Raw genomic sequence first — 26107 nt, forward strand, 5'->3', positions numbered from 1 at the left:
GCTGCATCCGGCGGCGCTGCGGCTCCGTAGCTAAGCGGCGATCTCGGAAGGATCGCACGAGATAAGGATGCTGAACATGATCAAGCTCAACCTGCGTACCGCCGTCGTCGCGCTCGCGATTGCGGGCGGCGTGCCGTCGCTGTCGGCCCCGCTGCTCGCGGCCAATCCGATGGTCGGCGGCGCCGCTATGTATCCGACTAAGAATATCGTTGAGAATGCGGTCAATTCCAAGGATCACACCACGTTGGTCGCCGCCGTCAAGGCGGCGGGCCTGGTCGATACGCTCTCCGGTCCCGGCCCGTTCACCGTGTTCGCGCCGACCAACGAAGCCTTCGCCAAGCTGCCGGCCGGCACCGTCGATACTTTGGTCAAGCCCGAGAATAAGGACACTCTGACCAAGATCCTGACCTATCACGTCGTCTCCGGCACGATGACATCGAAGACGATCGCCGCCGCGATCAAGGCCGGACACGGCACCGCGACGCTGACCACCGTGCAGGGCGAGCCGCTGACCGCGAGCATGAAGATGGGCAAGCTCGTCCTGACCGACGCCAAGGGCGGCATGTCAACGGTCACGATCAAGGACGTGATGCAATCGAACGGCGTGATCCACGTCGTTGATACGGTGCTGATGCCCTGATCACCGATCCGCATTGGTAGCGTAGCATAATCCCGGCGCCGGGTTGTTGGCGCCGGGATTTTCTTTGGGTGCAGACTTGCGCGGAGCCACCAGCCGATTCTCCCCTGCAAGGGAAGGTGGCAGCCCGCAGGGCTGACGGAGGGGTATCCCGCTATCGAAAGGGCGACACCCCTCCGACGCGCTTTGCGCGCCACCTCCCTTTCCAGGGGAGGATTTACAGTCATCACTCAAGTATGCGGCGGCGTCTCATAATGCATCGCGCCGCAATCATTGCCCTCGGTATCGAGGAACCGGATCAAGGTGCCGACGGTGGGAATGGTGCCGGGGCCGTAGGTGATCGTGCCGCCGTTTGCCTCGACCGCCGCGCGGACCGCATCGACATCATCGACCGAAATTGTGATCTCCGCGCCCTTGAAGCCGGTGCCGGTCAGTGGCTCCTGCCGCGCATGCATCAGGCCCTGAATGCCCGGCGAAGCCTCATCGCCGGTATGGATCAGATAGAAGCCGGGCGGACCCCACGGCTCGAACTCCCAGCCGAACACCGCTTCATAGAAAGCGCGGGCGCGATCGATATCGTCGACATGGATGGCGAAGGAGGCGAGATTGTTGGGCATGGGGCGGGCACCTCCTTCATCAACCCTTCGGGACACTAGTCCGCCCCCCCCCCGTTTGCCCTGAGCTTGTCGAAGGGCCGTCCTTCTTAACAGCAGAAGAAGAACAGTACTTCGACAAGCTCAGCACGAACGGAGACTAAGTGCCCGTTAGCACGAAGCTAAGCCCTCTCGCCCAGCAGACGCAATCCCGCTATCCTGACAGACGATGTCGCGAAAACGTCGCAGTGCCGCCGATGAGCCCTTCATCGATCTCCGCTCGTCGATGGGCGATGTGGGCGGCGGCGAGCGCATCGTCGATCATCGCCATGATTGGCATCAGCTGATCGCGGTCAGCGCCGGGCTGATGACCGTGACCACCGAGGTCGGCGCCTGGACCGCGCCACCCCATTGGGCGGTCTGGGTGCCTGCACAGATCCGCCACAGCATCCGCTTCATCGCGCCAAGCCGCTTCACCGCGCTCTACATCCGCCCGGAAAGCACGCCCGCATTGCCCGATCGCTGCACGGCGCTCGCGGTATCGCCCTTGCTCGCCGCGCTGATCGGCCGGGTGGCCGCGATCGGCATGGTGGATCGCCGCGACGCCACCGAAAGCGCGCTCGCTACGTTGATCGCCACCGAACTCCGGACCCTCTCCGTAGCGCCCTTCACCCTCCCCCATCCGACGAGCGAGGCGATGCGCCACGCGGTCGAGCTGATCGCGGATCAGGACGCCAACCGGAACGGCCTCGCTTCCGATCTCCCTTCCCCAAATCTCGCTACGATCGCCCGCAAAGTAGGTCTCGGGCTGCGCACGCTCGAACGCCGCTTCGCCCGCGAGACCGGGCTGACGATCGGCCAATGGCGCCGCCACCGCCTGCTGCTGATCGGCCTCGAAACACTGGCCGCCGGCGCGCCGGTCAAGGCTGCGGCGGCGGCCGCCGGCTATGCCGGCCCCAGCGCCTTCGTCGCAGCCTTCCGCCAAAGCTTCGGCATCACTCCCGGCCGCTACTTCGGCGGCGAATGACCACAACCGCGCCCAGAGGCGCAGCAGCATCGCCACCAGTCCGGGCGGCACTACAGCCGCCTCGCATCTGCCCCTCGGCGTCCCGCGACCAATCCCGGTGCGAAGGGCCATTTCAAAGCTGAGCGAGAGCATTGACATGATTTGACTTGTACCACCTTTGTTCTCATTTGTCAAGTGATTTTGGGCGCCTGTTGGCCGGCGTTCAGCGCTGCAAATCCGGGTTAAGCGGTGGCAAGACTTCCGCTAACGCTCGCCGCAGCCGTGGCTACCCAAGCCGCTTATATCTCCCGGGAAACAGTGCATGACCTTCTCTTCGATCGACCATGGTGTCCGGCTCGATGTCGCCGGATCGGTCGCCACCGTCACCATCGATCGGCCGGACAAGCGCAACGCCTTAGGGCTGGCGGCGTGGCGCGCGCTACCGGAATTGATCCGCGCCGCCGAGCAGGACCGGACGGCCCGGGTGATCGTCGTGCGCGGTGCCGCAGGCCATTTCGGCGCGGGCAACGACATTGCCGAATTCGGCGCCTTGCAGGGCGATCCCGGCGCGGCGGGGGCGTTCGGCGCCGCGATGGCCGAGGCGATGCGATCGATCGAGGATGCGGGCACGCCCGTCGTCATGGCAATCGAGGGGATGTGCTACGGCGCTTCAGTGGCGCTGGCGCTGGCCGGCGATCTCCGCATCGCCGCCGATAATGCGGTCTTCGCGATCACGCCCGCCAAGCTCGGCGCGCTTTATCTGCGCAGCGATCTTCATCGGCTCAGCGCGGCAGTCGGGAATGGGCAGGCCAAGCGGCTGATCTTCTCAGCCGAAGCGATCGGCGCCGATGAGGCGCTCCGCATCGGGCTGGTGGATGAGGCAATCGCGCAAGACCGCTTCGAAACGCGGCTTCAGCAGCTCATTGCCGCCATTGTTGGCGGCTCCCCGTTCACGATCCGGCGCACCAAGCAGATGCTGCGCGACGTCGGCAGCGGCCCCGCGCCGGTCGAGACCCGAGAGAGCCTCGCCGCTTTCGTCGAAGCGACGCAAGGCGCCGATTTCGCGGAAGGAATAGCCGCCTTCGGTGCGAAACGATCGCCGCAGTTCGGCGGCTCTCCCCGGAGCTCATAAATTTTTAATTCGCCAGGCGGCTGAACCCGCGCCATTTCAGCGGAAGTAAAAAAATGGCTTTCTGCAAAAGGCCTTAGCAGATTCCGGGCAGTCCGCAGGCTGTTGCAGGCATGGGAAGTTGGGAGAGAGGCCGCACAAGCTCGCGGATCGATCCGGATCGAATGGCAGACATGCTCTTTTGGTGTGTAGGTAAGACCGCCTTGCTCTCCTCCAGAATTCTTCTGTTGATTTTCCAACAGTTAGAGGAACCCTCAACAGGCAGACCCACTGCTTACCCAGTGCACTTTGGCGTCGCGAACAGCTTGGATGAGTTACGCCCTCGCTGCTTGGCGCTATCCGGTTCGACCTGCAGCTCCGCGCCTACCAATCTGCCTGGATGGGCAAACACCCGCTTCGGACTCTGCACGAACCGAGCGATGAATATCTACATTCATTGTAGTCTTATTGTATACTTGCGCATGCTTTTGTGGCTTCCTCACAAAAGCAGTCAATTTGATTGATCTATGTTACACATTTTGGTCCACCATGATGATCACGTAAATTATTTTTAATTTTAATTGCTAAGTTGTTAATAGAGTATATTAGGGATCCGTCGCGGGCCATTGTGGCATTCGTGGGTATTTGTAGGGTAGTGTATGAAAAATTTTGCTCGTGCAGCTTTATTTGCTGCCGCAGTAGTTGGCGTCACGGGTCCGGCGATGGCGGCGCAGATCGCCAATGGCACGGTTTCGTTCGTCGACCTCGGCCAGCCCGATGTGAACTATACCGTCGATCCTTCGACCGTGACATTTTCCAACGGCACGTTTCAGGTCAATGGAATTGGCGGCTTTGCGGGCGCCAAGAACGGTACGGGATCGCTTTCCGGGACGCTGGCCTTCAGCGCCACCGAAGGCACTACGCTCAACGAATCGCTGAGCAACTTCTTCACCTTCTCGGATGGCGCGGGCGCAAACTTCCTGTTCTCGGTCGATAGCGTCCTGACCAAGGCCTATTCGATTGCGGCCAATTCCCAGAGCTTCTCGCTCTACCTGCTCGGCTCGACGGTGAATCCGACGCAGGGCCTGACTGCGACGCCGACGTCGCTTACCGTATCGTTCAATCAGACCGGCAGCTCGGGCTACAGCGCCTCCGGCACCTTGGCGGTGCCGCCGGCATCGGCCGTGCCAGAGCCGGCTTCGTGGGCGATGATGGTCGGCGGCTTCGGCCTCCTGGGTGCGACGCTCCGCCGCAAGCGGAGCAACGCTCTGGTCAGCTTCAGCTAAGCGTCCCTTCCCGTGCCTTAGAGGGCGTCCTTCGACTTTGTCGGGGGGCGCCCTTTTCGTTTTGGCGTTCCGCCGCTCGGACCGGCGCACCGTTGGCTGACGGTTTGCGAGTCTTCCGGCACCGCCTTGTTCAGCCATTCCACGGGAATATCCAGCGCCGCGCAGATCCGATCGCGCGTATCCGGCCGCGCCGCAAAATGTTCAGCATGTTCGATCCGGCAGATGGCGGCCGAGGTGACCCCGACCATCTTGGCAAGCTCCGTCTGGCTTATCCGGCGCTGCTTTCGCCAATATCGCACCGGATTGGTGTCGCGGGCCTCGGGAGCGCTCAACCGCCAAAGGGCTGTCTCCAGCTGCGTTACCATGGCATGTGCTTGGTCGAGCATCTCCATGAGCATGGCGCGTTCCTGCGGGTCTGCGCTCTGTTCGGGCAATGCCTTGGTCATTCGTGATCCTAGGGAAGATCGGCGAGATGATCGCCGATCGCGGCCAGCGCCACGGGCTCGTCCAGCATTGGCGCATGGCCGACCCCGGGCACGATCGTATAGCGCACACCCGGACGCAGCATCCGCTGTGCCGCCTCCTCGGTCAGCAGATCCGAAAGCGCGCCGCGCAGCAGCAGGATCGGGCGGCCGTCGGCGAGCTTGTCCCACAGCATCCAGGGGTCGCTCGGCGTCGGGCTGGTGGCGAAGGCACCCGCGATCGCGCGATCGTAATCGGCGCTGATGCCGCCCTCCTGCTCACGGAACAAACGGCGCGCCATCCGCGCCCAATCCTCCGCGCCATAGTGCGGCAACGCATCGCCGTTGAGGCGGCAGAGATAGGTTTCGGCTTCGTCCCAGCTCCCGAAGACCGGCGCCCCGCCGACATAGGTGCCGATCCTTGCCAGGCCGACCGGCGAAAGCTCGGGGCCGACATCGTTGATCACCGCACTGGCGATCAGCTCGGGCGCCTCCCCCGCCAGCTCCATCACGATCAGCCCGCCCATCGATGTGCCGACGAAATGCGCCCGCGCGATCCTCAGCGCAGCCATCATCGCGCGCAGATCGGCGGTATAGACCGGCAGATGATAGCGCGCCTGCGGATCGCGGTCCGAGAGCCCCCGCCCCCGCACGTCCACCGCCAGCACCCGCCGCCCCCGCGCGGCGATCCAGGGGGCCAGCGCGTCGAAATCGCGCCCGTTGCGCGTGAGGCCGTGGACGCAGATCACCGGCAGCTTTTCAGGCCCATCGGCGGCGGCATACTCATAAGCATGAAGAGTCAGGCCATCGGCCGAGGCCCAGGTGCGCGAAACTCCTACAATCGTCATGCCTTGCCGGGCTCCCGTCTGGCCAATCCGTGCGCGATCAGATCGCCGCTGATGCGCGCGACTTCGGCGGGATCGCTGCCCTCATCCCACACCCCGAAGCGAAGCCCAAGGAAGACATTGATCCCCATCAAGGCCCAGGCGCGGATTTCCGCCGATCCCGCGCTGATCTCACCCGCCTCTTCCGCCGCCTGCAGCCGCTGCGCGATGCGATCGGCAGTGCTGCTGTAATGCTCGCGGTAGCTGACCGGATCGACGAACTCCGCCTCATCGATGATCCGATAGATTTCCTTATGGTGGCGCACGAACTGCAGGAAGGCGAGCTGGCTCGCCTGTTCGGCTTCGAGATGGTTAGCGATGCCGGCGATGCGCGGGCCGACGAAATCGCGCACCTGACCCGAGAGATCGCGGACCAAAGCGGTGAAGATCGCCTCCTTGCTGTCGAAATAGGTATAGAAGCTGCCGATCGCGGTGCCGGCGCGCGCGGTGATCCCGCTGATCGAGGCTTCGTGGAAGCCCTTGTCGCCGAATTCCTCGGCCGCCGCATCGAGCAATGCGCGCAGCGTGCGCCGCCCCCGTTCGGTCTTGGGCGTCTTGCCGCCCACCGGCGTGCCCGGCGCTGTCGCCACCTTAATCTCCCTCCGGCGCATTTTCTTATTTGAAACCCGGTTCAGGTTTCATTATGGAAGCGGCAAGCGAAGCGCAAGCATCTTGCTGAGCGCTCGGGGACAGGAGAGGTAAGATGGGGCTCAAATCATTCTCGATTCGTGCGCTGGCGATCGCCGGGGTCAGCATGGGCGCCATGATAGCGCCTGTTGCGGCGCAGGATACTAGGCCGAGCACGCCGACCGATACCACCGTCGCGCCCGACGGGACGCCGGACGGCGGCGGCCAGGATATCGTCGTCACCGCGCGGCGCCGTTCGGAGACCCTGCTCAATGTGCCGATCGCGGTCACCGCTTTTTCGGGCGAGAAGCTGGCCAAGTCCGGCGCGGTCGATCTCACCGATATCCAGAACGTCACGCCCAACACCACGCTCAAGGATGCGCGCGGCACCAACAGCACGCTGGCCGCCTTCATCCGCGGCGTCGGCCAGCAGGATCCGGTGCCGGGCTTCGAGGCGGGCGTCGGTATCTATCTCGACGATGTCTATCTCAACCGCCCCCAGGCCTCGGTGTTGGACATTTACGACGTCGATCGCATCGAAGTGCTGCGCGGGCCGCAGGGCACGCTCTACGGCCGCAACACGATCGGCGGCGCGGTGAAATACGTCACCAAGCGCCTGCCTGATCATTTCGAGGTCAATCTCAAGGGCACCTATGGATCGTATAACCAGCTGGACGGAATCGTCGGCGTATCGAGCCCGGTCGGCGATCTGTTCAAGATCGGCCTCACCGGCGCACGGCTCACCCGCGATGGCTTCGGCAAGAATCTCACGCTCGGCATCGACAATTACAACAAGGATATCTGGGCCGGCCGCGGCACGGTGGAGTTTCAGAGCCCCGATCGGCGGCTCTTCGCGCGCTTCACCGCTGATTATACCGATGACAAATCGAACGCCCGCAACGGCCATCGCCTGATCCCCGGCTTGGTCTCGGGCGCCCCGGTGCTGAGCAATGTCTATGATACGCAGGCCGGGCTCAATTCTCCCGTGTCCCGCGTCAAGGGCGGCGGTGGATCGATGACGTTCTCGGCCGAACTCAGCGATCATTTCACGCTGAAGAGCATCAGTGCCTATCGCGCCGACAAATCCCGCACGCCGATCGATTTCGATGCGCTGCCGTCCGCCGATGTCGATGTGCCCGCGATCTACATCAACAACCAGACCAGCCAGGAATTCCAGCTCGCCTACAAGAGCGACAAGCTCAACGGGCTGATCGGCTATTATTATCTCGGCGCCCGCGCCCGCACCGGCTTCGACGTGCTGCTCTATACCACCGGCGGCGCGGTGCTGCCCGGCCTCGATGCTTACACGCGCGGCGACGTGCGCACCGAGACGCATTCGGTGTTCGGCGATTTCACCTATGATTTCACGCCGCAGATCAGCCTGTCGCTCGGCGGCCGCTACACCTGGGATGAACGCAAGGCGCTGATCTTCAAGGCCAATTACCTCGGCGGCCCGACCCAGGAGTTCGGCGGCAACCCCACGATCTTCGGGGCGCCGCTGACCAATTTCCTGGGCAAGGCCAACTTCAAGAAGTTCACGCCCCGCGCTTCGCTGAGCTACAAGATCACCCCCGATCACATGATCTATGCCTCCTTCTCGGAAGGCTTCAAGGGCGGCGGTTTCGATCCGCGCGGCTCGGGCGCCTCGGCCCCGATCAGCAACCCGGCGGCGGGCCGCACCTATCAGGACATCTACAATTACTTGCTGTTCAAGCCCGAGACCGTGAAGAGCTATGAGATCGGCTGGAAAGGCGCGCTGATGGATCACCGCCTGACCTTCGCGCTCGATGGCTTCTATGCCGATTATACCGATGTCCAGATTCCGGGCTCGGTCGGCGCGGTGGTCAACGGCGTGCAGACCTTCATTGGCATCACCACCAACGCCGCCAAGGCGCACATCAAGGGCGTCGAGTTCGAAGGCAATGCGGTGCTGGCGCGCGGCTTCGCGGGCGGCGGATCGGTGATCAACGCCGCCGGCACGGTCGGCTATATCGATCCCAAATATGTCAGCTATATCGGGCCGACCGGAACCGATATCTCGAACGTCCGCCAATTCCAGAACACGCCGCACTGGACGGCTTCGGCAACGCTTTCGGGCACCGTGCCGATGGCCGAGGGCGCATCGCTCAGCGCGGGCACCACGGCCTCCTACCGCAGCCTGACGCACCAGTTCGAAACCGCGAGCCCGTTCCTCGATCAGGCGGCCTACACGCTGATCGATGCCAACATCACTTATGCGTTCGGGCACGGCCGCTATTCGATCGGCGTCTACGGCAAGAACTTGACCAACCGGCAGTACAAGACATCCGGCTACCAATATATCAACAGCACGCTGGCCGGCGTGCCGATCCTGAACGCGGCCGGCGGTTATACGCCGACGCTGGGCAAGGAAGGCATCGCCACCGCCTTCTACGGCAATCCACGCCAGGTGCTCGGCACCTTCACCGCGAAATTCTGATCTTGCCCCCCGGCCGGAGCGCCCCCCACTCCGGCCGAACTGCGAGCGGCGGAGGCGCGCCTGGGCGCGTCTTCGTCCTCGCCATGTTGCTGATCGTCTACATCTTCAACTTCGTCGATCGGCAGATCCTCGGCATCCTCGCCGGGCCGATCAAGGCCGAGCTCCGCTTGAGCGATACGCAAATGGGGATGCTGGGCGGCCTCGCCTTCGCCCTGCTCTATTCCACGCTCGGCATCCCGCTCGCCGCGCTGGCGGACCACACGCGGCGGACCTGGGTGATCACCGGATCGCTGGCGGTGTGGAGCCTGTTCACCGCAATCTGCGGCCTGGCCGGCAGCTTCGGCCTCTTCTTCGTCGCGCGGCTGGGTGTCGGCGTCGGCGAGGCCGGGGGCGTCGCCCCATCCTATGCGCTGATCGGCGAGGTGTTTCCGGCCCGCAGCCGCGCCCGCGCGCTTGCCGTCTATTCGCTGGGCATCCCGCTGGGTTCGGCGCTGGGCGTGCTGTTCGGCGGCTATATCGCCGCCACCGTCAGCTGGCGAACGGCCTTCCTCTGCGTCGGCGGCGCAGGGCTGTTGTTCGCGCCCTTATTCGCACTGTTCGTCCGCGAGCCGGCGCGGGCAGCACGGCAGGAGAAGGCCGCGCTCAGGGACACCTTCGCCATCCTCGCCCGCAAGCCGAGCTTCTGGCTGCTGTCGTTCGGCGCGGGCTCCAGCTCGATGCTGGGCTACGGGCTCGCTTTCTGGCTGCCCTCGCTGCTCAAGCGCTCGTTCGGGATGGAGCTGCTCGCGGTCTCGCATTTCTTCGGGCTACTTCTGCTGATCGGCGGAACGATCGGCGTGTTGGCGGGCGGATGGCTCGGCGATCGGCTGGGCGGCCGGGATCGGGGCGCTTACGCCACGGTGCCCGCGATCGCCTTCGTCGTCGCGGTGCCGTTGTTCGCGGCGGGCCTGCTGTCGCATTCCGCATGGGCGGCCTTCCTGCTGTTCCTGCTGCCGCAGGCGCTGGCCTATGTCTGGCTGGGGCCGGTGCTGACCGCCGCGCAGCATCTGGTGCCCGCATCGCTCCGCGCGACCGCCTCGGCGAGCTTCCTGCTGATCAACAATCTCATCGGCGTCGGCTTCGGCGCGCTGACGATCGGCGCGCTGTCCGATGCGCTCACCCCGCACTTCGGAGCGGAGGCGCTGCGCACCGCGATCCTGATCGCCCTGGGCTTCTATCTGATCGCGGCGGCGCTGATGGCCCTGGCCGCCCGGCACCTGCGGCGCGACTGGATCGATTGAAGAGCCGCTAGCGCACCGCGAACCAAATGGTGTGGATCGGTCCCTTGCCGTTCTCGCGCGCCCGTACGCGCACCTCGTCGACCGCAAAGCCGCCTTGCTTGAGCCGCGCCGTAAACGCCGCGTCCTGCCCCGCCGACCAGACCGCGAGGATGCCGCCCGGCCGCAACGCCTTGCGCAACGCGGCCAGCCCGGAAGGTGTATACAGACCTTCGTTGGCCGGCCGGGTCAGCCCATCGGGGCCATTGTCGACGTCCAGCAGGATCGCATCGAAATCGCCCGCACGAATCGCCACCGCGACATCCTCGATGCGCAGATCGACGCGCGGTTCATCGAGGCAGCCGTCGGCCAGCGCCGCCATCGGCCCCCGCGCCCAGGCGATGATCCCCGGCACAAGTTCAGCGACGACAACCTGCGCATCCGGCCCAAGTTCGCCAAGCACCGCGCGCAGCGTGAACCCCATGCCGTAGCCACCGATCAGCACGCGCGGCGCGCGGCGTGGCCCAAGCCTCCGGCACGTCTCCACGCCGAGCGCCACCTCCGATCCCTTCATCCGCGTGCTCATCAGCTCGTTGCGTTCGAGCAGGATCATGAAATCGGCACCGCGGCGAACCAGCCGGAGCGGTGGCCCTCCCGGCACCTCCGCCACATCGACCAGCTCGAGGGGGATCATTTTTTCCGGGCTTTGCGGGCCGCGTAGCGGGCGTCGCGCGCGGCTTTCCGCTCTTCCTCAGTCATTTCGGGCTTGGGGGGATCAAGGGCTGCGGCCGCAGCGGCGGCTTCAGCAGCAGCGGCTGCGGCAGCCTCTGCCTTTTCCAGCTTGAGCCTCTGGGCCTCTTCCGCCGCCGCCTGCTTGGCGGCACGGCGCTCGGCCGCGGCGGCCTCACGCGCGGCCTCGGCGGCGATGCGGGCGGCGACGATTTCGGGATCGGGCGCAGGCTTGTTGCGCAATTTTTCGAGCGCGCGCTGCTTCGCCTCACGGGCCGCCGCGGTACGTTCGTTGAAATTCGGTTCCTTGAAGGGGGGCATTCGTCATCCATTTCAAGACGATCCAAATTGATCGCCCGCGCGAGCCCCTACCCGAAACGGCAGTGTTTGGCTCGCGGAATGTCGCGGCTTTTGCGCATGGGCGTTAAAGGATGGTCATGGAGGCGTTGAGACGATTGAAGCCGTGGCACTGGGTGACGATCGCTTTCCACTTCGTCATCGTCGTGCTGCTGCTGTGGTTCGCGCTCGCTTATGGCGGGCTGCCCCGGCTCTGGAGCCATCACGAGCGCAAGCATTTCGCCGGGCGCGATCAGATCATCTCCTACACGGCACAGGATATTCCCGCCGATCCGATCAATCTTCACCTTCTCGGGAGCAGGGACGCGATCACCCGCGCGTTCCGGCAGGCCGGATGGCATCTCGCCGATAACGTCGCTTTATGGTCGGCGCTCAAGATCGGCGGCAGCGTCGCGCTGGATCGCCCCTATCCGCAGGCGCCGGTCAGCAATCTCTACGTGCAGGATGCCGTTCAGGATTTGGCGTTCGAAAAGGCCGATGGGCGGAGCGCCGAGAAGCGGCATCATGTGCGCTTCTGGCAGGTGGGGCCGGATCAGTGGCTGGGCGCGGCGACCTTCGATCGCGGTGTGGGCCTGAGCCTGTTCACCCTCCAGATCACCCATCACATCGGCCCCGACGTCGATGGCGAGCGCGATACGATCGGCCGGCTGATCGTCGCCAGCGGCGGCCGGGAGATCGGCCGCGAGCCCTCACGCATCTCGCCCGGCGCCTGGCACCGCAACGGCGGCGGCGACAAATATCGCAGCGACGGAATGATCGCCGACTATCGGCTAAGCCAAGGCTGAACACCGATCGCCGAGAGCGCGGACCGCGCTGTGATAGTCCGTGATCAGCCGTTCGCAGATAAGCTTGGCGGGTTGCACTTCCGTCACTGCCGCGACGCCGTGCCCGGCGGACCAGGCATCGCGCCAGGCTTTCGTTTCGGCTTTGACGTCCACCGCGCCGCTATGCTTCGCGTCCAGGCCGAGGCTTGGTTTCAGGAAGTTGGCGGAGATGCCGCTGATCGCATCGGTATAGACAATGTCGGCGGCGGTAGCGTCGATCAGCATCGCCTTCTGGGCGTCGCTCGCCATGCTTTCCGCGGCGGCAATGAAAAGGCTGCCGAGATAGCCGAAATCGGCGCCCATCATTTCGGCTGCGGCGATATGGCGCCCCTCGGACATCGCCCCCGCCAGCGCCAGCGCACCATCGAAGAAGGAGCGGATCTCGGCGACCAGCGCGAAGGGGCTGAGCGTGCCGGCATGGCCGCCCGCGCCGGCGGCGACGGCGATCAGCCCGTCCACCCCCGCCGCGACCGCCTTTTCGGCGTGGCGCGTCGTGGTCACGTCATGGAAGACCAGCCCGCCATAGGAATGCACCGCCGCCACGACATCCGGCACCGCGCCGAGCGAGGTGATGACCAGTGGCACGCGATGCTTGACGATCTCTTCCAGGTCGGCAGTGACACGCGGATTGGAGCGGTGGACGATCAGGTTGACGCCATAGGGCCGCCCCCGCACGCGCGCTTCGATCGCCTCCAGCCATTCGACGAAACCCTCGGTCGTCCGCTGGTTGAGCGCCGGAAAGGTGCCAAGCAGCCCCGCGCGGCAACATTCCACGACCAGATCGACGCCCGAGACGAGAAACATCGGCGCGACGATCGCGGGGATCGCCAGTTTGCCGGCCAACGCAGCGGGCAGCGTCACGCGCTCAGAACGCCGCTTCGTCGAGCGCCATCATCGATTGCTTGCCCGCCTTGATCGCCAGGAAGCAGGTGGTGGCTTGCGGCAGCAGGCGATCGAAGAAGAATTGCGCGGTGATCAGCTTGGCCTTGTAGAAACCAGCGTCCTCCGCCCCTTCGGCCAGCCGGGCCTGCGCGATCTTGCTCGCCCGCGCGAAGCAATAAGCGATCGCCACCAGCCCCAGCAGGCGGAGATAATCGACTGAGGCCGCGCCCGCCTCTTCGGGATCCTTGAGGCCGCGCTCGGCGATCATGCCCGTCGCCAGTTGCAACGCGCCGAACGCCTGGCCCAGCCCCTCGATCATCGTGGCGAGCTCCGCGTTCGCACCATTCTCCTCGATGAACTGCGAGACGGGATGGAAGAAGGAGCGCAGATAGCGGCCCATATGCGCAGGCAGTTTGCGGCCGACCAGATCGAGCGCCTGGATACCGTTGGTGCCTTCATAGATCATCGCGATCCGCGAATCGCGGACATGCTGCTCCACCCCGCTCTCGCGGATGAAGCCATGGCCGCCATAGACCTGCACGCCGAGATTGGTCGCCTCGAAGCCGAGATCGGTGAACAAAGCCTTCACCACCGGGGTCATCAGCGCGACGAAATCGCCCGCGCGCTTCTGCACCTCGGGATCGGTCGAGAACTTCTCGGCATCCAACGCGCGGCTGACCCAGCCGCCGAGTGCGCGACAGCCCTCGGTATAGGCGCGCGCGGTCATCAGCATACGGCGAACATCGGGGTGGACGATGATCGGATCGGCGGCTTGTTCGGGATGCTTGGCGCCCGAGAGCGAACGGCCCTGGACGCGATCCTTGGCGTAATAGACCGCCGCCTGATAGGAGGCTTCGGCCAAGCCCAGGCCCTGGACGCCGACCGAGACGCGCTCGGTGTTCATCATAGTGAACATCGCCTCCATGCCCTTGTTGGGCTTGCCGATCAGCCAGCCCTGGCTGTCCTCGAAGCTGATCTGGCAGGTGGCCGAGGCCTTGATGCCCATCTTATGTTCGATCGCAGTGCAGAAAACGCCGTTCGACGGGCCGACGCCGCCATCGGCGTTGGGCAGATATTTGGGGACGAGGAACAGGCTGATGCCCTTGACGCCCTTGGGCGCATCCGGCGTGCGGGCGAGGACGAGGTGGATGATATTCTCGGTGAGATCATGATCGCCCGCCGAGATGAAGATCTTGGCGCCGGTGATCCGGAAGCTGCCGTCGTCCTGCGGCACCGCGCGGGTGCGGAGCATGCCGAGATCGGTGCCGCAATGCGCCTCCGTCAGGCACATCGTCCCCGACCAGCTGCCCTCGACCAGCTTGGGCAGATAAGCGTTCTTGAGGTCTTCGGAGCCATGGCCCTCCAGCGCGGTGGTCGCGCCGTGCGTGAGGCCCGGATAGAGGCTGAACGAGACGTTGGTCGCGCAGATCATCTCCTCGATCAGCTTGTTGATCCGCTCGGGAAGGCCCTGCCCGCCCCACTTTGGATCGGACGCCAGCGCGCACCAGCCGCCTTCGCGGAATTGCTCGTAAGCTTCCTTGAAGCCCTTGGGCGTGCGGACGACGCCGTTCTCCAGCGTGCAGCCTTCTTCATCGCCGGAGCGGTTGAGCGGCAGCAGCACGTCGCGCGTCAGCCGCGCGGCCTCTTCGAGCACGGCATCGACGACATCGTCGCTGAACTCCTCCAGCGCCGGCAGATCGCCATAGCCATCGTCCGCATGCAACTCGCGGAGCACGAAGCGCATATCGCGCAAGGGGGCTTCATAAACTTGCATCACATTCTCCAGCCCTGCCCGGGCGCATCATCCTAGTTACGAAGCGGCTTACCAGTTTCCAGCATCTGTTCGATCCGGGCCATCGTCCGCGGATCGTGGATGCGGGCCATGAAAGCCTTGCGTTCCAACTTGAGCAGATCGGCCTCGGTAACGGTATCGATCCAATCGGCATCACCGCCTGTCAGAACCTGGGCCAGATCATCGGCGACCACGAGATCGTAATCGGTGGCCAGCCCGCGCTTGTGCATCGCGTCCGCCGCCAACTTCAGCGCGGCGCGGCCGCTCGGCCCCGGCAAGCGGAACTCTGGCGGCTTGGGCGCCTCATAGCCCTCGACCATCGCCAGCGCGCGCGCCTTGGCATCGGCGAGCAGGCGATCGCGGTTCATCGTGATGCCGTCGCTGGGGCGGAGGAAGCCATGCTCGCGCGCCTCGGCGGCGGAACGGGAAACGGTGGCGACCGAGACGGTCTCGAACGTCTTGGCCACCGCCGGGATCGGCCCCTTGGGCAGCGCCGGATTGCTCCGCCAGCGATCAAGCATCTCGCCGCAGCCGCCCCAGCCCGGGATCAGCCCGACGCCGGTTTCGACCAGCCCCATATAGGTTTCGGAATGCACCTGCGCGGCATCGGCGTTGAGCACGAATTCGCACCCGCCGCCCAGCGCCATCCCGAACGGCGCCGCAACCACCGGGAAGGGGGCATATTTGAGCGCCTTGAGCGCCTTCTGGCCACCTTCCACCAGTTTCTCGATCTCACCCCACGCCGCGATGTTCACCGCGAACATGGCCAGGCCGAGGTTGGCGCCTGCCGAGAAGTTCGATCCCTCATTGTAGATCACCAGCGCCTTGAAGCCCTTCTGAACGATCGGGATCGCCTTCTGGACGGCCTTCATCACCTCGCCATCCAGCGCGTTCATCTTGCCGGTGAATTCGAGCGCAGCGACGCCATCCCCGACATCCCACAGCGCCGCCGATCCGGTCTTCACTAGCGGCTGCGACGTGCGCTTGATGTCTTCGAGGAGCAGGATGCCCTCACGGCGGACGATATCGTGATAACCGCCATCGAGCCCGAGATATTGGCGCTTGCCCTCCTCGATCCGATAGAAACTGCGGTCACCTGCCATCTCAATCAGCGCGGGCACCGCCTTGCCCTCGGCGCGATAGCGTTCGGCGAGCCTCGCCGCGCCAATCTTGTCGATCAGCTCGAACGGGCCCCATTTCCAATTGTAGCCGAGCTTCATCGCATCATCGATCGCGACGATCGTATCGGCCGCTTGCGGCACGAGGCTCGCGGCATAGGAAAGCGTCGGCCCAAGCACCGCCCAGGCATAAGCGCCGGTCTTGCCAGGAGCGGAGATCAGCGCGCCGATATCGCCCTTGGCGGCGGCACCGCTCGGCCCGATCGCCTTGGCCATCTCGCGATAGTCGCCGGTCGTCAGATCGATCGCCTCGCGCCTTTTATCGAGCTCGCGGTTGACCCGATAGAAGCCGCCCTTGCCCTTGCGGCCGGTGTAACCGCCCTCGATCATCTTACCGACGAGAGGGTGATCGCGCGCGATCTCCAGATAAGCGTCTCCGGTGGTCAGCGTGCGCGTCATGCTCTGCATCAGGTGCGGCATCAGATCGATGCCGATCAGATCGACCAGCCCGAACACCCCGGTCTTGGGCACGCCCATCGGGCGGCCACCGATGGCATCCGCCTCCTCCACCGTCAGCCCCTGATCGAAGGCCGCATTCATCGCCGCCTGGATCCAGAAGATGCCGAGGCGATTGGCGATGAAGCCGGGCGAATCCTTGGCCGCGACGATTGACTTGCCGAGCTTGCGATCGACGAAATCCTCGACGCTCGCCACCAGCGCCGGATCGCTCTGCGGCCCCGCGACGATCTCGATCAGCCGCATGTAGCGCGGCGGATTGAAGAAATGGGTGATGAGGAAATCGCGCGTGAACGCTTCCGAGCGACCGCCGGTGAGGTCGGCGAGCGGGATCGTCGAGGTGTTGGAGGAGATCGCGGTGCCGGGGCGGCGCACCGCCTCGAGCTTGGCGTAAAGCGCCTGCTTAAGATCGAGCCGCTCGACGATCGCCTCGACGATCCAATCGCACTCGGCGACCTTGGCGAGATCGTCATCGATGTTACCGGTCTCCACCAGCCTGGCCGCACCCTTGCCCATGAACGGCGCGGGTTCGGTCTTGAGCATCTTCTCGACCGCGCCACGCGCGACCGAACTGCGATCCTGCTCGTCCCGGACGATATCGAGCAGCAGCACCGGCACACCCGCATTGGCGACCTGCGCGGCGATCCCCGCGCCCATCGTGCCCGCGCCGATCACGCAGACCTTTTTGATTGGCTCGCTCACTCGGCCGCCTCCAGCAAAGTGGCGATGCCCTGGCCGCCACCAATGCACTGGGTGGCGATCGCATATTTGCCGCCCTCGCGCTTCAGCAGCGACGCCGCCTTGCCGACAATGCGCGCGCCAGTGGCGCCGAGCGGATGGCCGATCGCGATGCCGCCGCCGTCCAGATTTACCTTGCTCTCGTCGATCCCGAGATCGTGCATGCAGGCGAGCGCCTGGCTGGCGAAGGCCTCGTTGAGTTCGACGACATCGAGCTGCCCGACATCGACCCCGCCGCGCTTGAGCGCCTTGCGCGTCGCCTCGACCGGGCCGATGCCCATGATCTCCGGCGCGCAGCCCGATACCGCTACCGCCTTGATGCGAGCGAGGATCGGAAGGTTGTGGGCGCGGGCATAGTCCTCGCTGGTGACGAGCACCGCGCTGGCGCCGTCGGTCAGCGGCGAGGAGGTGCCCGCCGTAACCGAGCCGTTCTGATCGAAAGCGGGCTTGAGGCCGGCAAGTCCCTCGGCGGTGGTTTCGGGGCGCAGCGTGCCATCCTCGCTCACCGTGCCCGCCTTGGTAGTGATCGGCACGATCTCATCCACGAGCTTGCCACCTTCGCGCGCAGCGGCGGCTTTTTTCTGGCTGGAAACCGCGAAAGCCTCCTGCTGCACCCGCGTGATCTGATATTTGGTTGCGACATTCTCGGCAGTGTCACCCATGCCGAGATACGCCGCGCTCTTGGCGGCCAGCGCGGGGTTGGGCAGCGGGTTGAAGCCCGACATCGGCACGCGGCTCATCGATTCGACGCCGGCGGCGATGAACGCCTCGCCCGCGCCGATCTCGATCTGGCCCATCGCAATATGGATCGCGCTCATCGAGGAGCCGCAGAAGCGGTTGACCGTCATGCCGCCGACCGACAGCGGCAGATCCGCCAGCAGCCCGATCAGCCGCGCGACGTTGAGCCCCTGCTCGCCTTCCGGGAAGGCGCAGCCGACGATGATATCCTCGATATCGGCGGCATCGACTCCCGTCCGATCGACCAATCCGCGAATCACCTGCGCGGCGAGATCATCGGGCCGGACGCGCGCCAGCGCACCCTTTCCGGCCAGGTGGAAGGGCGACCGGGCATAGCCGGCGATGACGATATCGCGCATTCGTTCCTCTCCGTTGCAGCCAGGACACGCCCGGCGAACTTGTCCCTAAGGGTGCGCTGATTTCCCTATACGTCAACTAAATTTTGTTGCAGACGACGATTCATGGCGAGCGCCGGAGCAACCGGGCCGCGCGTAGGAGAGTGACCAATGATCATGCTGATGGCGCTGGCCGCCGCAGCCCTTTCGCCCGATGCGGCGATCGGCCGCTGGAAAACCGAAACCAAGAACGGCATTGTCGAGGTCACGCCCTGCGGCGGTTCGATCTGTGGCAAGCTTGTCGGGTCCGATGGGCTGCGCGCCAATCCGGAGCTCCGCGACGTCAACAATAAGGACGCCGCCTTGCGAGGCCGCAAGCTGATGGGCGTGCAGATCCTGGGCGGTTTCACCCGTGCGAGCGATAGCTGGACGGGCGGCACAATCTACAACGGTGAGGATGGCGGCACCTACAAGGCGACGGTGACGCCGGTCGACGCCGATCACCTCCGCGTGAAGGGCTGCATCATCTGGCCGCTGTGCAAGACCCAGACCTGGACGCGCCTGCGCTGACCCAATTCTAAAGAGATATTTCAGGAGAGAATAATGACAAAGATTTCGTTGAAGGCAGCCCTCCTGGCGGCCCCCATCCTGATCGGCGCGGCCGGCGCGGCCAACGCTGCGGGCTTCTACCTGCAGGAGCAATCCGCGCGCGGCGCGGGCCGCGCCTATTCCGGCGAGGGCGCCGATACCGGGCCGGATTCGCTGTGGTGGAACCCGGCGTCGATCGGCGGTCAGACGGGATTCTCCGCTTCGGTCAACGCCAGCGCCATCCTGCCGCGCGGCAAGGTCGAGAATGTCGGCACGCTGATCGTGCGCCCCGGCCAGGCGCCCGCGCCGGTCGGCGGCAACCAGAGCGCCAAGAACCCGATCGCCAACGGTCTGCTACCCTCCGGCGCGATCGCCTACGGACTCAATGATACGATCGCTCTGGGCCTGTCGATCAACTCGCCCTACAGCTTCTCGACCAATTACGGCTCCACCGATTGGGTGCGCTACACCGCCGATAAGACCTATTTGCGCACGGCGGACATCGCGCCTTCGATCGCGATCCACTTCACGCCGGGGATCAGCATCGGTGCGGCGGTCAACGTCGAATATGCCTTCGCAACGCTGTCCAACTCGCTGCCCAATCTCTCGCCGCTGCTGCCCGACGGCCACCAGGGCCTGAAGGGTGACGGCTGGAACGTGGGCTATTCGGTCGGCGCGCAGTTGCACGAAGGGCCGCTGTCGATCGGCCTCAGCTACAAATCGAGCGTCAAGCACAAGCTCGACGGCAATGTGACGACCGCGGGCCTGATCAGCGTGCCGATCGCGCCCGGCGTGATCGTTCCGCTCGCCAACAACAATGGCACTGTCGCCACCACTGCGACTTTCCGCACGCCCTGGCAGGCGATCGCCAGCGTCCGCTTCTCGGTCACGCCGCAGATCACGCTCAACGGCCAGATCGTGCGCTATGGCTGGGCCAAGTTCGACGCGATTCGCCTCGGCGCGCCGCTCAACACCGCGATTCCGGAAAATTATCGTAACACCTGGAGCTTCGCCGGCGGCGTCGATTACGCCATCGCGCCGCTCGTGACGCTGCGGGCCGGCATCCAGCACGATCAATCCCCCACGCAGAACGGCCAGCGCGATGCGCGCGTACCGGACAGCGACCGCTGGAACTTCAGCGGCGGTGGCAGCTTCGATCTGACCAAGCATATCGGCGTGGATGCGGCGGTCAGCTACATCGCGTTCAAGGACGCTACGATCGATCGCACCACCGCTGCCTACGCCGGCACCGCCGTCCAGACGCCGATCCTGGTCAACGGTCGGCTCGACAGCGCGCACGCGGTCGTGCTGTCGCTGGGCGCCCGGGTCGCATTCTGATGGCGAGCGCGGTGACGATCGGTGCGGCGGATACTGATGCCCCTCCGCCGATCGCGCCGCGCCTGCTGACCGATCTGCTCGACAAGGCGCTCGATCTCTACGGCGATCGGGTGGCGATCGATTTCCAGGGCCGCTGCTGGACCTATGCCGATATCGGCGAACAGGTGCGGCGGACGGCGCGCGGGCTGCAGGATATCGGCGTGACGCCGGACACGCGCGTCGGCCTCTGCTTGCCCAACACGCCCTATTTCGTGATCTTCTATTTCGCGGTGCTGCGGATCGGCGGCATCGTCGTCAATTTCAACCCGCTCTACGTCGAACGCGAACTCCTGCATCAGGTGCGCGACAGCGGCACCACCGTGATGATCGTGCCGGATCTCAAGCTGATCCACGCCAAGGTCGCAGCAATCGCGGAGGATGCGGCCCTCCAGCATATCGTCGTCTGCCCGATGGCAGGCATTCTGCCGCCCTTGCTGTCCTGGGGCTTCCGCCTGCTCAAGCGTAGCGATCATGCGATAATGCCGCAGGATCGGCGACACGTCGGTTACGCAAGGCTGATCGCGCGCGGCAGTGATCCCGATCCCATCAGCGTCTCGCCCGATCAGATCGCGGTGCTGCAATATACCGGCGGCACCACCGGCGTGCCCAAGGGCGCGATGCTGACCCACGCCAATCTCGCCGCCAACAGCGCGCAGATGGTCGCGCATGTCGGCCATATGCCTGAGGACCAGGAACGGACGCTGGGCGTGTTGCCGCTATTCCATGTCTTCGCCTTGACCTGCGTGCTCAATTATTCGGTCGATACCGGTGCGGAAATGGTGCTGCTGCCGCGCTTCGAGATGAACAGCTTCCTCAAGACCGCCAAACGCACCCGGCCGACCCAATTCTTCGGCGTGCCAACGCTCTACGCCGCACTCAATGGGGTCGATCCTCAACGCCTCTCCGGCCTCGCCAACGTGCATGTTTGCATCTCGGGCGGGGCGCCCTTGCCGCTCGAAATCCGCCAAAGCTTCGAGGCGCGGACGGGGGTCCGGGTCGTCGAAGGCTACGGGCTTTCCGAAAGCTCGCCGATCATCGCCTGCAACCCGCTTGAAGGCGCGATCAAGGACGATAGCTGCGGCCCTGAATTCCCCGCCACCACCCTGGAAATCCGCGCGCTGGATGATCCCCATCGGCTGCTGCCGCGCGGCGAAAAGGGCGAGATCTGCGCGCGCGGCCCGCAGGTAATGAAGGGCTATTGGGGGCGGCCGGAGGAGACCGAAGCGGTGTTCGTCGATGGCGCGCTGCGCACCGGTGATGTCGGCTACCTCGATGAGGACGGCTGCCTGTTCCTAGTCGACCGCATCAAGGATCTGATCCTGTGCGGCGGCTACAATGTCTATCCCCGCGTGATCGAGGATGCTCTGTACGAACATCCTGCGGTGGCGGAGGCGGTGGTGATCGGAGTTGCGGATGCCTATCGCGGCCAGGCGCCCAAGGCCTTCGTCGCGCTCAAGCCCGGCATCGAGGCGACCAGTCAGGCGTTGTGCGATTTCCTCGCGGAAAGGCTCAACAAGATCGAGATGCCGCGCGAAATCGAATTCCGTGCGAGCTTGCCCAAGACGCTGATCGGCAAATTGTCCAAGAAGGAGCTTATCGCCGAAGAGCAGGCACGGGCGGGGGCGCAATGACCGAACCACTCATTGGCATACAGGAGGTGGCGAGCAAGCTGGGCGTCACACCGCGCACGCTGCGATTTTACGAAGACAAGGGCCTGATCGAACCGCAAAGGGTCGGCACGACGCGCATCTACACCAAGCGCGAAGTCGCCCGGATGCACCTGATCCTGCGCGGCAAGCGGCTGGGATTTTCGATCCGCGAGATCAAGGAATTTCTCGATCTTTACAATGGCGATTCCCGGCATGTCGAGCAGGTGCGTCACCTGAGGTCGCGCGTCAGCGTACATCTGGATGATCTCCAGAAACAGCTCAAGGCGCTGCGGCAGACCATCGACGAACTGCGGGCGATCGATCGCGAAGCCGAGGCCTGGCTGGAAAATGCCGGCGATAGGCAAGACTGTTGATTTGACGCCGATCAAGCGCGCCGGGCATGGGATATTTCCAGCCCGGGAGGATGCGTGACCGACGATGCTCGCCAGAGCGCAGACGAAGGCAAGTATCTGCGGGATGCCGCGCGGTCGTTCGGCTTCACGCGCATCGCCGCCGACGGGCGGGAAGAGGGGATCGACCGCGACGTGGCCGAAGAAATGCCGATCGCGCTGGAATATCAGGGAATCGGCTATGCCGTTCTGATGGCGACCCCGGCCGATCTCCTTGATCTGGCCTATGGCTTTTCGCTATCCGAGCGGCTGATCGATCGCGCCGATCAGATCCTCGATATTGACCTCCATCAAACCCCGCGCGGCGCGATCCTGAGGGTTCAGTTGGCCGATGACGTCGTTCCCCGCGTCACCGATCGCGTGCGGCACCGCGCGACCGATGCCTCCTGCGGCCTATGCGGAATCGAGAATCTCGAACAGGCGATGCGCCCGCTGCCCAAGATCACCGCGGTTTCGCGCGCCAGCGAACGGGATTGCTTTGCTGCGCTGGATGCTCTGGCGGCGTTCCAGACGCTGAACCGGCGGACGGGCGCGGTCCATGCCGCCGCCGCCTGTTCGGCCGAGGGCGCGCCGTATCTGGTCCGCGAGGATGTCGGTCGTCACAATGCGTTCGATAAATTGATCGGCGCGATGCTGAGATCGGGCAAAGAATGGGACGGCGGTTTCGCGCTGCTGTCCTCGCGCTGCTCCTACGAGCTTGTCGAAAAGGCGGTCCTCGCCGGATGCCCGATGCTGGCGACGATATCGGCGCCCACCGCCCTCGCGCTCGATCGGGCGGCGGAGGCCGGGTTGCCGCTGCGGGTCTTGGTGCGCTCCGATGCGCTGCTGGTGCCGCGGCGATGAGGTTGCTGGGTGCGGTCCTCGCGGGCGGGCGTTCGCGGCGGTTCGGCTCGGACAAGGCGATGGCGCTGCTCGACGGCTATGCCCTGCTCGATTGGGCGACGCGCGCGCTGGAGGAGCATGTCGAGCAGATCGTCCTCTGCGGGCGGGAAGGCGGTCTCGCCGATCGCCCGGCGCCCGATCTTGGGCCACTGGGCGGGCTCAATGCCGCGGTCCACTTCGGTTGGTCGAACGGCTTCGATGCCGTGCTGAGCGTCCCCTGCGACACGCCAGCGATACCGACCGAGGCCGTCACGCATCTGCTGGCGGCAGAGGCACCTGCCTATCTCTCAAGCTGCCCCGTCGTCGGTCTCTGGCCGTGTGCCCTTTACGATCGCCTCGACACCTACCTCTGCGGCGAGGACCGATCGATGCGCGGCTGGGCCAATCATATCGGCGCGACCCCGCTCGCGACGGCCGACCGCATCGCCAATATCAACACCTCGGAAGACCTCGACGCGCTCACTGCAATGGCATGGCGGACCACGCCTCCGACCGGTTCGCGGACGCGAGACTAAACCACGATCCGAACCGGCACGCCCTTCGCCGCCGGCGTCTTCGATTCCTCATCATGATACCAGAGCGGGATCAGCGGGTTCATCTCGGGATAATAAGCCCCGAGGCAACCGCGCGGCAGCAGGAAGGGCGTGACGGTCAAACCGCCGACCTGCCGATCGACCCCATCCCCGGCATCGCTCTTAAGCCCGACGATCTGACCCTTCGTCAGCCCGGCCGCCGCAATATCCTCAGGATTCATCAGCAACACGTCGCGCGTGCCTTCGATGCCGCGCAAGCGATCCGAATAGCCGTAGATGGTGGTGTTGAACTGGTCGTTCGATCGCAGCGTCATCAGCCGATAGCGCTCCGGCGCATCGTCGAACGCGATCGCACGCAGCGTCTTGGGCACCGAGAAATGCGCCTTGCCGCCCTCGGTCTTCCACACCCGCTCGCGCGCCGAATTGCCGCGATAGAAGCCGCCAGGCGTGAACACCCGCGCGTTGAAATCATGGAATTGCTCGGGATAGGTTTCCGCGATCAGATCGCGGACTTTGGCGTAATCGCCTGTCCATTCGTCCCACTTCACCTTCGGGTTCGGGGGCAGCGTCGCCTTGGCGATGCTGGCGACGATCGCGATCTCGGATTTCAAGTCCTTCGAGGCGGGCTTGTTTTTGCCCAGCGAGCCGTGGATGCAGGAAAGCGAATCCTCCATTGTCACCGCTTGCGAACCGGTCGCCTGTTTATCTGTCTCCGATCGACCGAGGCACGGCAGCAAATAAGCGACCTCGCCATTAATCAGGTGGCTGCGGTTGAGCTTGGTGGCGATCTGCACGGTGAGGCGCAGGCGCGTCCAAGCCTCCTCTATCATCTCGCGCTCGGGGATCGCGCGGACGAAATTGCCGCCGAGGCCGATGAACGCCTTGACCTCTTCGCTCAGGATCTTCTCGCACGCCTTGACCGTATTGAACCCTTCGTCGCGCGGCGGCGCGAAGCCGAATTGCTCGGCAAGTTTATCGAGCGGCACGAGCTCGGGCTTTTCCGCAATGCCGACGGTACGCTGGCCCTGCACGTTCGAATGGCCGCGCACGGGCGAGATGCCGGCGCCGTCACGCCCGACATTGCCTTTCAGCAGCCACAGGTTGGTCAGCGCCGCCAGATTCTCGAAGCCATGGACATGCTGGGTCAGCCCCATGCCGAACATCGCGATCGAACGGGGCGCCTCGACATAGATTTGCGCCGCCTCCTCGAGATCGGCCCGGGCGAGCCCGCTCTCATGCTCGATCTCTTCCCAGCTCGTCGCATCGGCCTGGGCCTTCATGGCGGCGAAACCGGCGGTATGCTGCTCGATGAAATCGACGTCGAGGACGTGCAGCTTCTCCTCCGCCCACTTCTTCTCCTCGGCAGCCAGGACATGCTTGATGAGCCCGGTAATCGCCGCGATGTCACCGCCGGCCTTCACCTGCAGATAGAGCGTGGAGATTGGCGTCGCTTTCGGCGTCAGCATTTCCACCGGGCTCTGCGGATTCTTGAAGACCTCCAGCCCCTTCTCCTTGATCGGATTGAAGGTGACGATCTTGACGCCCCGCTTGACCGCCTCCTGCAACGGATGAAGCAGGCGCGGGCTGTTCGATCCAGTATTCTGCCCGAAGAAGAAGATCGCGTCGCACAGATCGAAGTCGGCGAGCACGCAGGTTCCGACCGGTGAACCGATCAGCTTCTTGAGCGCCACCGAGGTCGTCTCGTGACACATGTTCGAGCTGTCGGGCAGATTGTTATGCCCATAGAGCCGCGCGAACAGCGCGTAGAGATAAGACGTCTCAAGGCTGGCGCGCCCGGATGAATAGAAAACGGTGGAGCGCGGATCGAGCTTCTTAAGTTCTGCGCCAATAGCCGCGAATGCTTCCTCCCAGGCACAGGGCACATATTTGTCGCTGACGGAATCGTAGCGCATCGGGTGCGTCAGCCGGCCCTGCTGCTCGAGGTCGTAATCTTTCCAGCCCTTGAGTTCGCTGACCGTATGGTCGGCGAAGAACTCCGGCGTGCAGCGCCGCGTGGTCAGCTCCCACAGCGTCGCCTTCGCGCCATTTTCGCAGAATTCGAAGCTGAGCGGCTCGGCGGGCTTCGTCCACGCGCACGAAACGCACATGAACCCCTTTACCTTGTTCTGGCGGCGCAGCGTGTTGAGCACCCCCGGCGTCGGCCGGGTGCGCAGCCCCGTTTCAACGATGCCACGGACCGAGCCCCAGCCACCCTCCGTCCCGGAATAGTGAACGGTCTCGTCTTCCTTGGCCATGCTACGCCACCTCCGGCCGCGATGGTAACCGTCGGCGGGGCGGCCGCAAAGCCTGGATTATCGCAACG

At 64.7% G+C, this 26107-nt stretch carries 24 protein-coding genes; 13 read left to right on the forward strand and 11 right to left on the reverse strand.

Going from position 1 to position 26107, the window contains the following annotated elements; genetic code table 11:
• Nucleotides 1-76 precede the first annotated feature (76 nt).
• Complete coding sequence (locus FHS31_RS09965) at nucleotides 77-640, forward strand: fasciclin domain-containing protein (protein WP_167073226.1); 564 nt, start codon at nucleotides 77-79, stop codon at nucleotides 638-640.
• 227 nt (nucleotides 641-867) lie between these two features.
• On the opposite strand, the gene FHS31_RS09970 is transcribed toward FHS31_RS09965, so the two are convergent.
• On the reverse strand, nucleotides 868-1254 hold the full coding sequence (locus FHS31_RS09970; RefSeq protein ID WP_167073227.1) for a VOC family protein: 387 nt from the start codon (nucleotides 1252-1254) through the stop codon (nucleotides 868-870).
• 205 nt (nucleotides 1255-1459) lie between these two features.
• Here FHS31_RS09970 and FHS31_RS09975 point away from each other — a divergent pair, with 205 nt between their 5' ends.
• The 3 genes from FHS31_RS09975 (at nucleotide 1460) to FHS31_RS09985 (ending at nucleotide 4630) form a co-directional block, all read left to right on the forward strand.
• Complete coding sequence (locus FHS31_RS09975; RefSeq protein WP_167073228.1) at nucleotides 1460-2257, forward strand: AraC family transcriptional regulator; 798 nt, start codon at nucleotides 1460-1462, stop codon at nucleotides 2255-2257.
• 301 nt (nucleotides 2258-2558) lie between these two features.
• A complete protein-coding gene (locus FHS31_RS09980) occupies nucleotides 2559-3368 on the forward strand; it encodes an enoyl-CoA hydratase/isomerase family protein (protein WP_167073229.1) in 810 nt (269 codons plus the stop codon).
• A 698-nt stretch (nucleotides 3369-4066) separates the two neighbouring features.
• On the forward strand, nucleotides 4067-4630 hold the full coding sequence (locus tag FHS31_RS09985; protein WP_167073230.1) for a PEPxxWA-CTERM sorting domain-containing protein: 564 nt from the start codon (nucleotides 4067-4069) through the stop codon (nucleotides 4628-4630).
• 17 nt (nucleotides 4631-4647) lie between these two features.
• On the opposite strand, the gene FHS31_RS09990 is transcribed toward FHS31_RS09985, so the two are convergent.
• From FHS31_RS09990 to FHS31_RS10000, 3 genes are read right to left on the reverse strand one after another with little or no spacing between them, the layout of a single operon-like run.
• Nucleotides 4648-5076 carry a helix-turn-helix domain-containing protein gene (locus tag FHS31_RS09990; RefSeq protein ID WP_167073231.1) on the reverse strand — a complete coding sequence of 143 codons (429 nt, stop codon included), beginning with the start codon at nucleotides 5074-5076 and terminating at the stop codon, nucleotides 4648-4650.
• Between the two features lie 8 nt (nucleotides 5077-5084).
• Entirely contained in the window at nucleotides 5085-5939 is an 855-nt protein-coding gene (locus tag FHS31_RS09995; RefSeq protein WP_167073232.1) for an alpha/beta fold hydrolase, read from the reverse strand.
• Entirely contained in the window at nucleotides 5936-6565 is a 630-nt protein-coding gene (locus FHS31_RS10000; RefSeq protein WP_341786330.1) for a TetR/AcrR family transcriptional regulator, read from the reverse strand. The genes FHS31_RS09995 and FHS31_RS10000 overlap by 4 nt, the downstream gene beginning before the upstream one ends.
• A gap of 113 nt (nucleotides 6566-6678) precedes the next feature.
• Here FHS31_RS10000 and FHS31_RS10005 point away from each other — a divergent pair, with 113 nt between their 5' ends.
• On the forward strand, nucleotides 6679-9060 hold the full coding sequence (locus FHS31_RS10005; RefSeq protein ID WP_167073234.1) for a TonB-dependent receptor: 2382 nt from the start codon (nucleotides 6679-6681) through the stop codon (nucleotides 9058-9060).
• A gap of 83 nt (nucleotides 9061-9143) precedes the next feature.
• On the forward strand, nucleotides 9144-10340 hold the full coding sequence (locus FHS31_RS10010) for a spinster family MFS transporter (protein ID WP_167073235.1): 1197 nt from the start codon (nucleotides 9144-9146) through the stop codon (nucleotides 10338-10340).
• 7 nt (nucleotides 10341-10347) lie between these two features.
• On the opposite strand, the gene FHS31_RS10015 is transcribed toward FHS31_RS10010, so the two are convergent.
• Complete coding sequence (locus tag FHS31_RS10015; protein ID WP_167073236.1) at nucleotides 10348-11010, reverse strand: spermidine synthase; 663 nt, start codon at nucleotides 11008-11010, stop codon at nucleotides 10348-10350.
• On the reverse strand, nucleotides 11007-11366 hold the full coding sequence (locus tag FHS31_RS10020; protein WP_167073237.1) for a DUF6481 family protein: 360 nt from the start codon (nucleotides 11364-11366) through the stop codon (nucleotides 11007-11009). Before FHS31_RS10020 ends, FHS31_RS10015 begins: the two co-directional genes overlap by 4 nt.
• A gap of 125 nt (nucleotides 11367-11491) precedes the next feature.
• Between FHS31_RS10020 and FHS31_RS10025 the strand changes: the two genes are divergently transcribed.
• Nucleotides 11492-12187: an LssY C-terminal domain-containing protein gene (locus FHS31_RS10025; RefSeq protein WP_167073238.1), complete on the forward strand. Its 696-nt coding sequence runs from the start codon at nucleotides 11492-11494 to the stop codon at nucleotides 12185-12187.
• Here the strand turns inward: FHS31_RS10025 and FHS31_RS10030 are convergent.
• The 4 genes from FHS31_RS10030 to FHS31_RS10045 are packed head-to-tail and all read right to left on the reverse strand — an operon-like array spanning nucleotide 12173 to nucleotide 18369.
• A complete protein-coding gene (locus FHS31_RS10030) occupies nucleotides 12173-13087 on the reverse strand; it encodes a nitronate monooxygenase (RefSeq protein ID WP_167073239.1) in 915 nt (304 codons plus the stop codon). The two genes, FHS31_RS10025 and FHS31_RS10030, sit on opposite strands and share 15 nt — an antisense overlap.
• A 4-nt stretch (nucleotides 13088-13091) precedes the next feature.
• Nucleotides 13092-14882: an acyl-CoA dehydrogenase C-terminal domain-containing protein gene (locus tag FHS31_RS10035; RefSeq protein WP_167073240.1), complete on the reverse strand. Its 1791-nt coding sequence runs from the start codon at nucleotides 14880-14882 to the stop codon at nucleotides 13092-13094.
• A gap of 32 nt (nucleotides 14883-14914) precedes the next feature.
• On the reverse strand, nucleotides 14915-17236 hold the full coding sequence (locus tag FHS31_RS10040) for a 3-hydroxyacyl-CoA dehydrogenase NAD-binding domain-containing protein (protein ID WP_167073241.1): 2322 nt from the start codon (nucleotides 17234-17236) through the stop codon (nucleotides 14915-14917).
• A complete protein-coding gene (locus tag FHS31_RS10045) occupies nucleotides 17233-18369 on the reverse strand; it encodes a thiolase family protein (protein WP_167073242.1) in 1137 nt (378 codons plus the stop codon). The genes FHS31_RS10040 and FHS31_RS10045 overlap by 4 nt, the downstream gene beginning before the upstream one ends.
• A gap of 147 nt (nucleotides 18370-18516) precedes the next feature.
• On the opposite strand from FHS31_RS10045, the gene FHS31_RS10050 reads away from it, so the two are divergent.
• From FHS31_RS10050 to mobA, 6 genes are all read left to right on the forward strand, one after another.
• Nucleotides 18517-18915, forward strand: a complete 399-nt coding sequence (locus FHS31_RS10050; RefSeq protein WP_167073243.1) for a DUF2147 domain-containing protein — start codon at nucleotides 18517-18519, stop codon at nucleotides 18913-18915.
• A 33-nt stretch (nucleotides 18916-18948) separates the two neighbouring features.
• Nucleotides 18949-20271, forward strand: a complete 1323-nt coding sequence (locus FHS31_RS10055) for an OmpP1/FadL family transporter (RefSeq protein ID WP_167073244.1) — start codon at nucleotides 18949-18951, stop codon at nucleotides 20269-20271.
• Nucleotides 20271-21941 (forward strand): long-chain-fatty-acid--CoA ligase, encoded by a 1671-nt coding sequence (locus FHS31_RS10060; RefSeq protein ID WP_167073245.1) that lies wholly within the window; start codon nucleotides 20271-20273, stop codon nucleotides 21939-21941. Before FHS31_RS10055 ends, FHS31_RS10060 begins: the two co-directional genes overlap by 1 nt.
• A complete protein-coding gene (locus tag FHS31_RS10065) occupies nucleotides 21938-22333 on the forward strand; it encodes a MerR family transcriptional regulator (RefSeq protein WP_167073246.1) in 396 nt (131 codons plus the stop codon). The genes FHS31_RS10060 and FHS31_RS10065 overlap by 4 nt, the downstream gene beginning before the upstream one ends.
• A gap of 96 nt (nucleotides 22334-22429) precedes the next feature.
• The gene (gene fdhD / locus FHS31_RS10070) at nucleotides 22430-23212 is read left to right on the forward strand and encodes a formate dehydrogenase accessory sulfurtransferase FdhD (RefSeq protein WP_243843407.1); all 783 of its coding nucleotides are present in this window, start codon (nucleotides 22430-22432) and stop codon (nucleotides 23210-23212) included.
• Nucleotides 23209-23766 (forward strand): molybdenum cofactor guanylyltransferase, encoded by a 558-nt coding sequence (gene mobA, locus FHS31_RS10075; protein ID WP_167073247.1) that lies wholly within the window; start codon nucleotides 23209-23211, stop codon nucleotides 23764-23766. The genes fdhD and mobA overlap by 4 nt, the downstream gene beginning before the upstream one ends.
• On the opposite strand, the gene FHS31_RS10080 is transcribed toward mobA, so the two are convergent.
• Nucleotides 23763-26039, reverse strand: a complete 2277-nt coding sequence (locus FHS31_RS10080) for an FdhF/YdeP family oxidoreductase (protein ID WP_167073248.1) — start codon at nucleotides 26037-26039, stop codon at nucleotides 23763-23765. The genes mobA and FHS31_RS10080 overlap by 4 nt on opposite strands.
• Nucleotides 26040-26107 lie beyond the last annotated feature (68 nt).

The organism is Sphingomonas vulcanisoli (assembly GCF_011761305.1).
Classification (GTDB): domain Bacteria; phylum Pseudomonadota; class Alphaproteobacteria; order Sphingomonadales; family Sphingomonadaceae; genus Sphingomonas_I; species Sphingomonas_I vulcanisoli.

What these genes read in the sequence shown, in the direction of transcription:
- FHS31_RS10020 (WP_167073237.1), bottom strand. Translation starts at nt 11,366, where the DNA reads ATGCCCCCCTTCAAGGAACCGAATTTCAACGAACGTACCGCGGCGGCC.
- FHS31_RS10015 (WP_167073236.1), bottom strand. Translation starts at nt 11,010, where the DNA reads ATGATCCCCCTCGAGCTGGTCGATGTGGCGGAGGTGCCGGGAGGGCCA.
- FHS31_RS09965 (WP_167073226.1), top strand. Translation starts at nt 77, where the DNA reads ATGATCAAGCTCAACCTGCGTACCGCCGTCGTCGCGCTCGCGATTGCG.
- FHS31_RS10010 (WP_167073235.1), top strand. Translation starts at nt 9,144, where the DNA reads ATGTTGCTGATCGTCTACATCTTCAACTTCGTCGATCGGCAGATCCTC.
- FHS31_RS10060 (WP_167073245.1), top strand. Translation starts at nt 20,271, where the DNA reads ATGGCGAGCGCGGTGACGATCGGTGCGGCGGATACTGATGCCCCTCCG.
- FHS31_RS10005 (WP_167073234.1), top strand. Translation starts at nt 6,679, where the DNA reads ATGGGGCTCAAATCATTCTCGATTCGTGCGCTGGCGATCGCCGGGGTC.
- FHS31_RS09995 (WP_167073232.1), bottom strand. Translation starts at nt 5,939, where the DNA reads ATGACGATTGTAGGAGTTTCGCGCACCTGGGCCTCGGCCGATGGCCTG.
- FHS31_RS09975 (WP_167073228.1), top strand. Translation starts at nt 1,460, where the DNA reads ATGTCGCGAAAACGTCGCAGTGCCGCCGATGAGCCCTTCATCGATCTC.
- FHS31_RS09970 (WP_167073227.1), bottom strand. Translation starts at nt 1,254, where the DNA reads ATGCCCAACAATCTCGCCTCCTTCGCCATCCATGTCGACGATATCGAT.
- FHS31_RS10050 (WP_167073243.1), top strand. Translation starts at nt 18,517, where the DNA reads ATGATCATGCTGATGGCGCTGGCCGCCGCAGCCCTTTCGCCCGATGCG.
- FHS31_RS09990 (WP_167073231.1), bottom strand. Translation starts at nt 5,076, where the DNA reads ATGACCAAGGCATTGCCCGAACAGAGCGCAGACCCGCAGGAACGCGCC.
- FHS31_RS10065 (WP_167073246.1), top strand. Translation starts at nt 21,938, where the DNA reads ATGACCGAACCACTCATTGGCATACAGGAGGTGGCGAGCAAGCTGGGC.
- FHS31_RS10045 (WP_167073242.1), bottom strand. Translation starts at nt 18,369, where the DNA reads ATGCGCGATATCGTCATCGCCGGCTATGCCCGGTCGCCCTTCCACCTG.
- FHS31_RS09980 (WP_167073229.1), top strand. Translation starts at nt 2,559, where the DNA reads ATGACCTTCTCTTCGATCGACCATGGTGTCCGGCTCGATGTCGCCGGA.
- FHS31_RS10055 (WP_167073244.1), top strand. Translation starts at nt 18,949, where the DNA reads ATGACAAAGATTTCGTTGAAGGCAGCCCTCCTGGCGGCCCCCATCCTG.
- FHS31_RS09985 (WP_167073230.1), top strand. Translation starts at nt 4,067, where the DNA reads ATGGCGGCGCAGATCGCCAATGGCACGGTTTCGTTCGTCGACCTCGGC.
- FHS31_RS10080 (WP_167073248.1), bottom strand. Translation starts at nt 26,039, where the DNA reads ATGGCCAAGGAAGACGAGACCGTTCACTATTCCGGGACGGAGGGTGGC.
- mobA (WP_167073247.1), top strand. Translation starts at nt 23,209, where the DNA reads ATGAGGTTGCTGGGTGCGGTCCTCGCGGGCGGGCGTTCGCGGCGGTTC.
- FHS31_RS10035 (WP_167073240.1), bottom strand. Translation starts at nt 14,882, where the DNA reads ATGCAAGTTTATGAAGCCCCCTTGCGCGATATGCGCTTCGTGCTCCGC.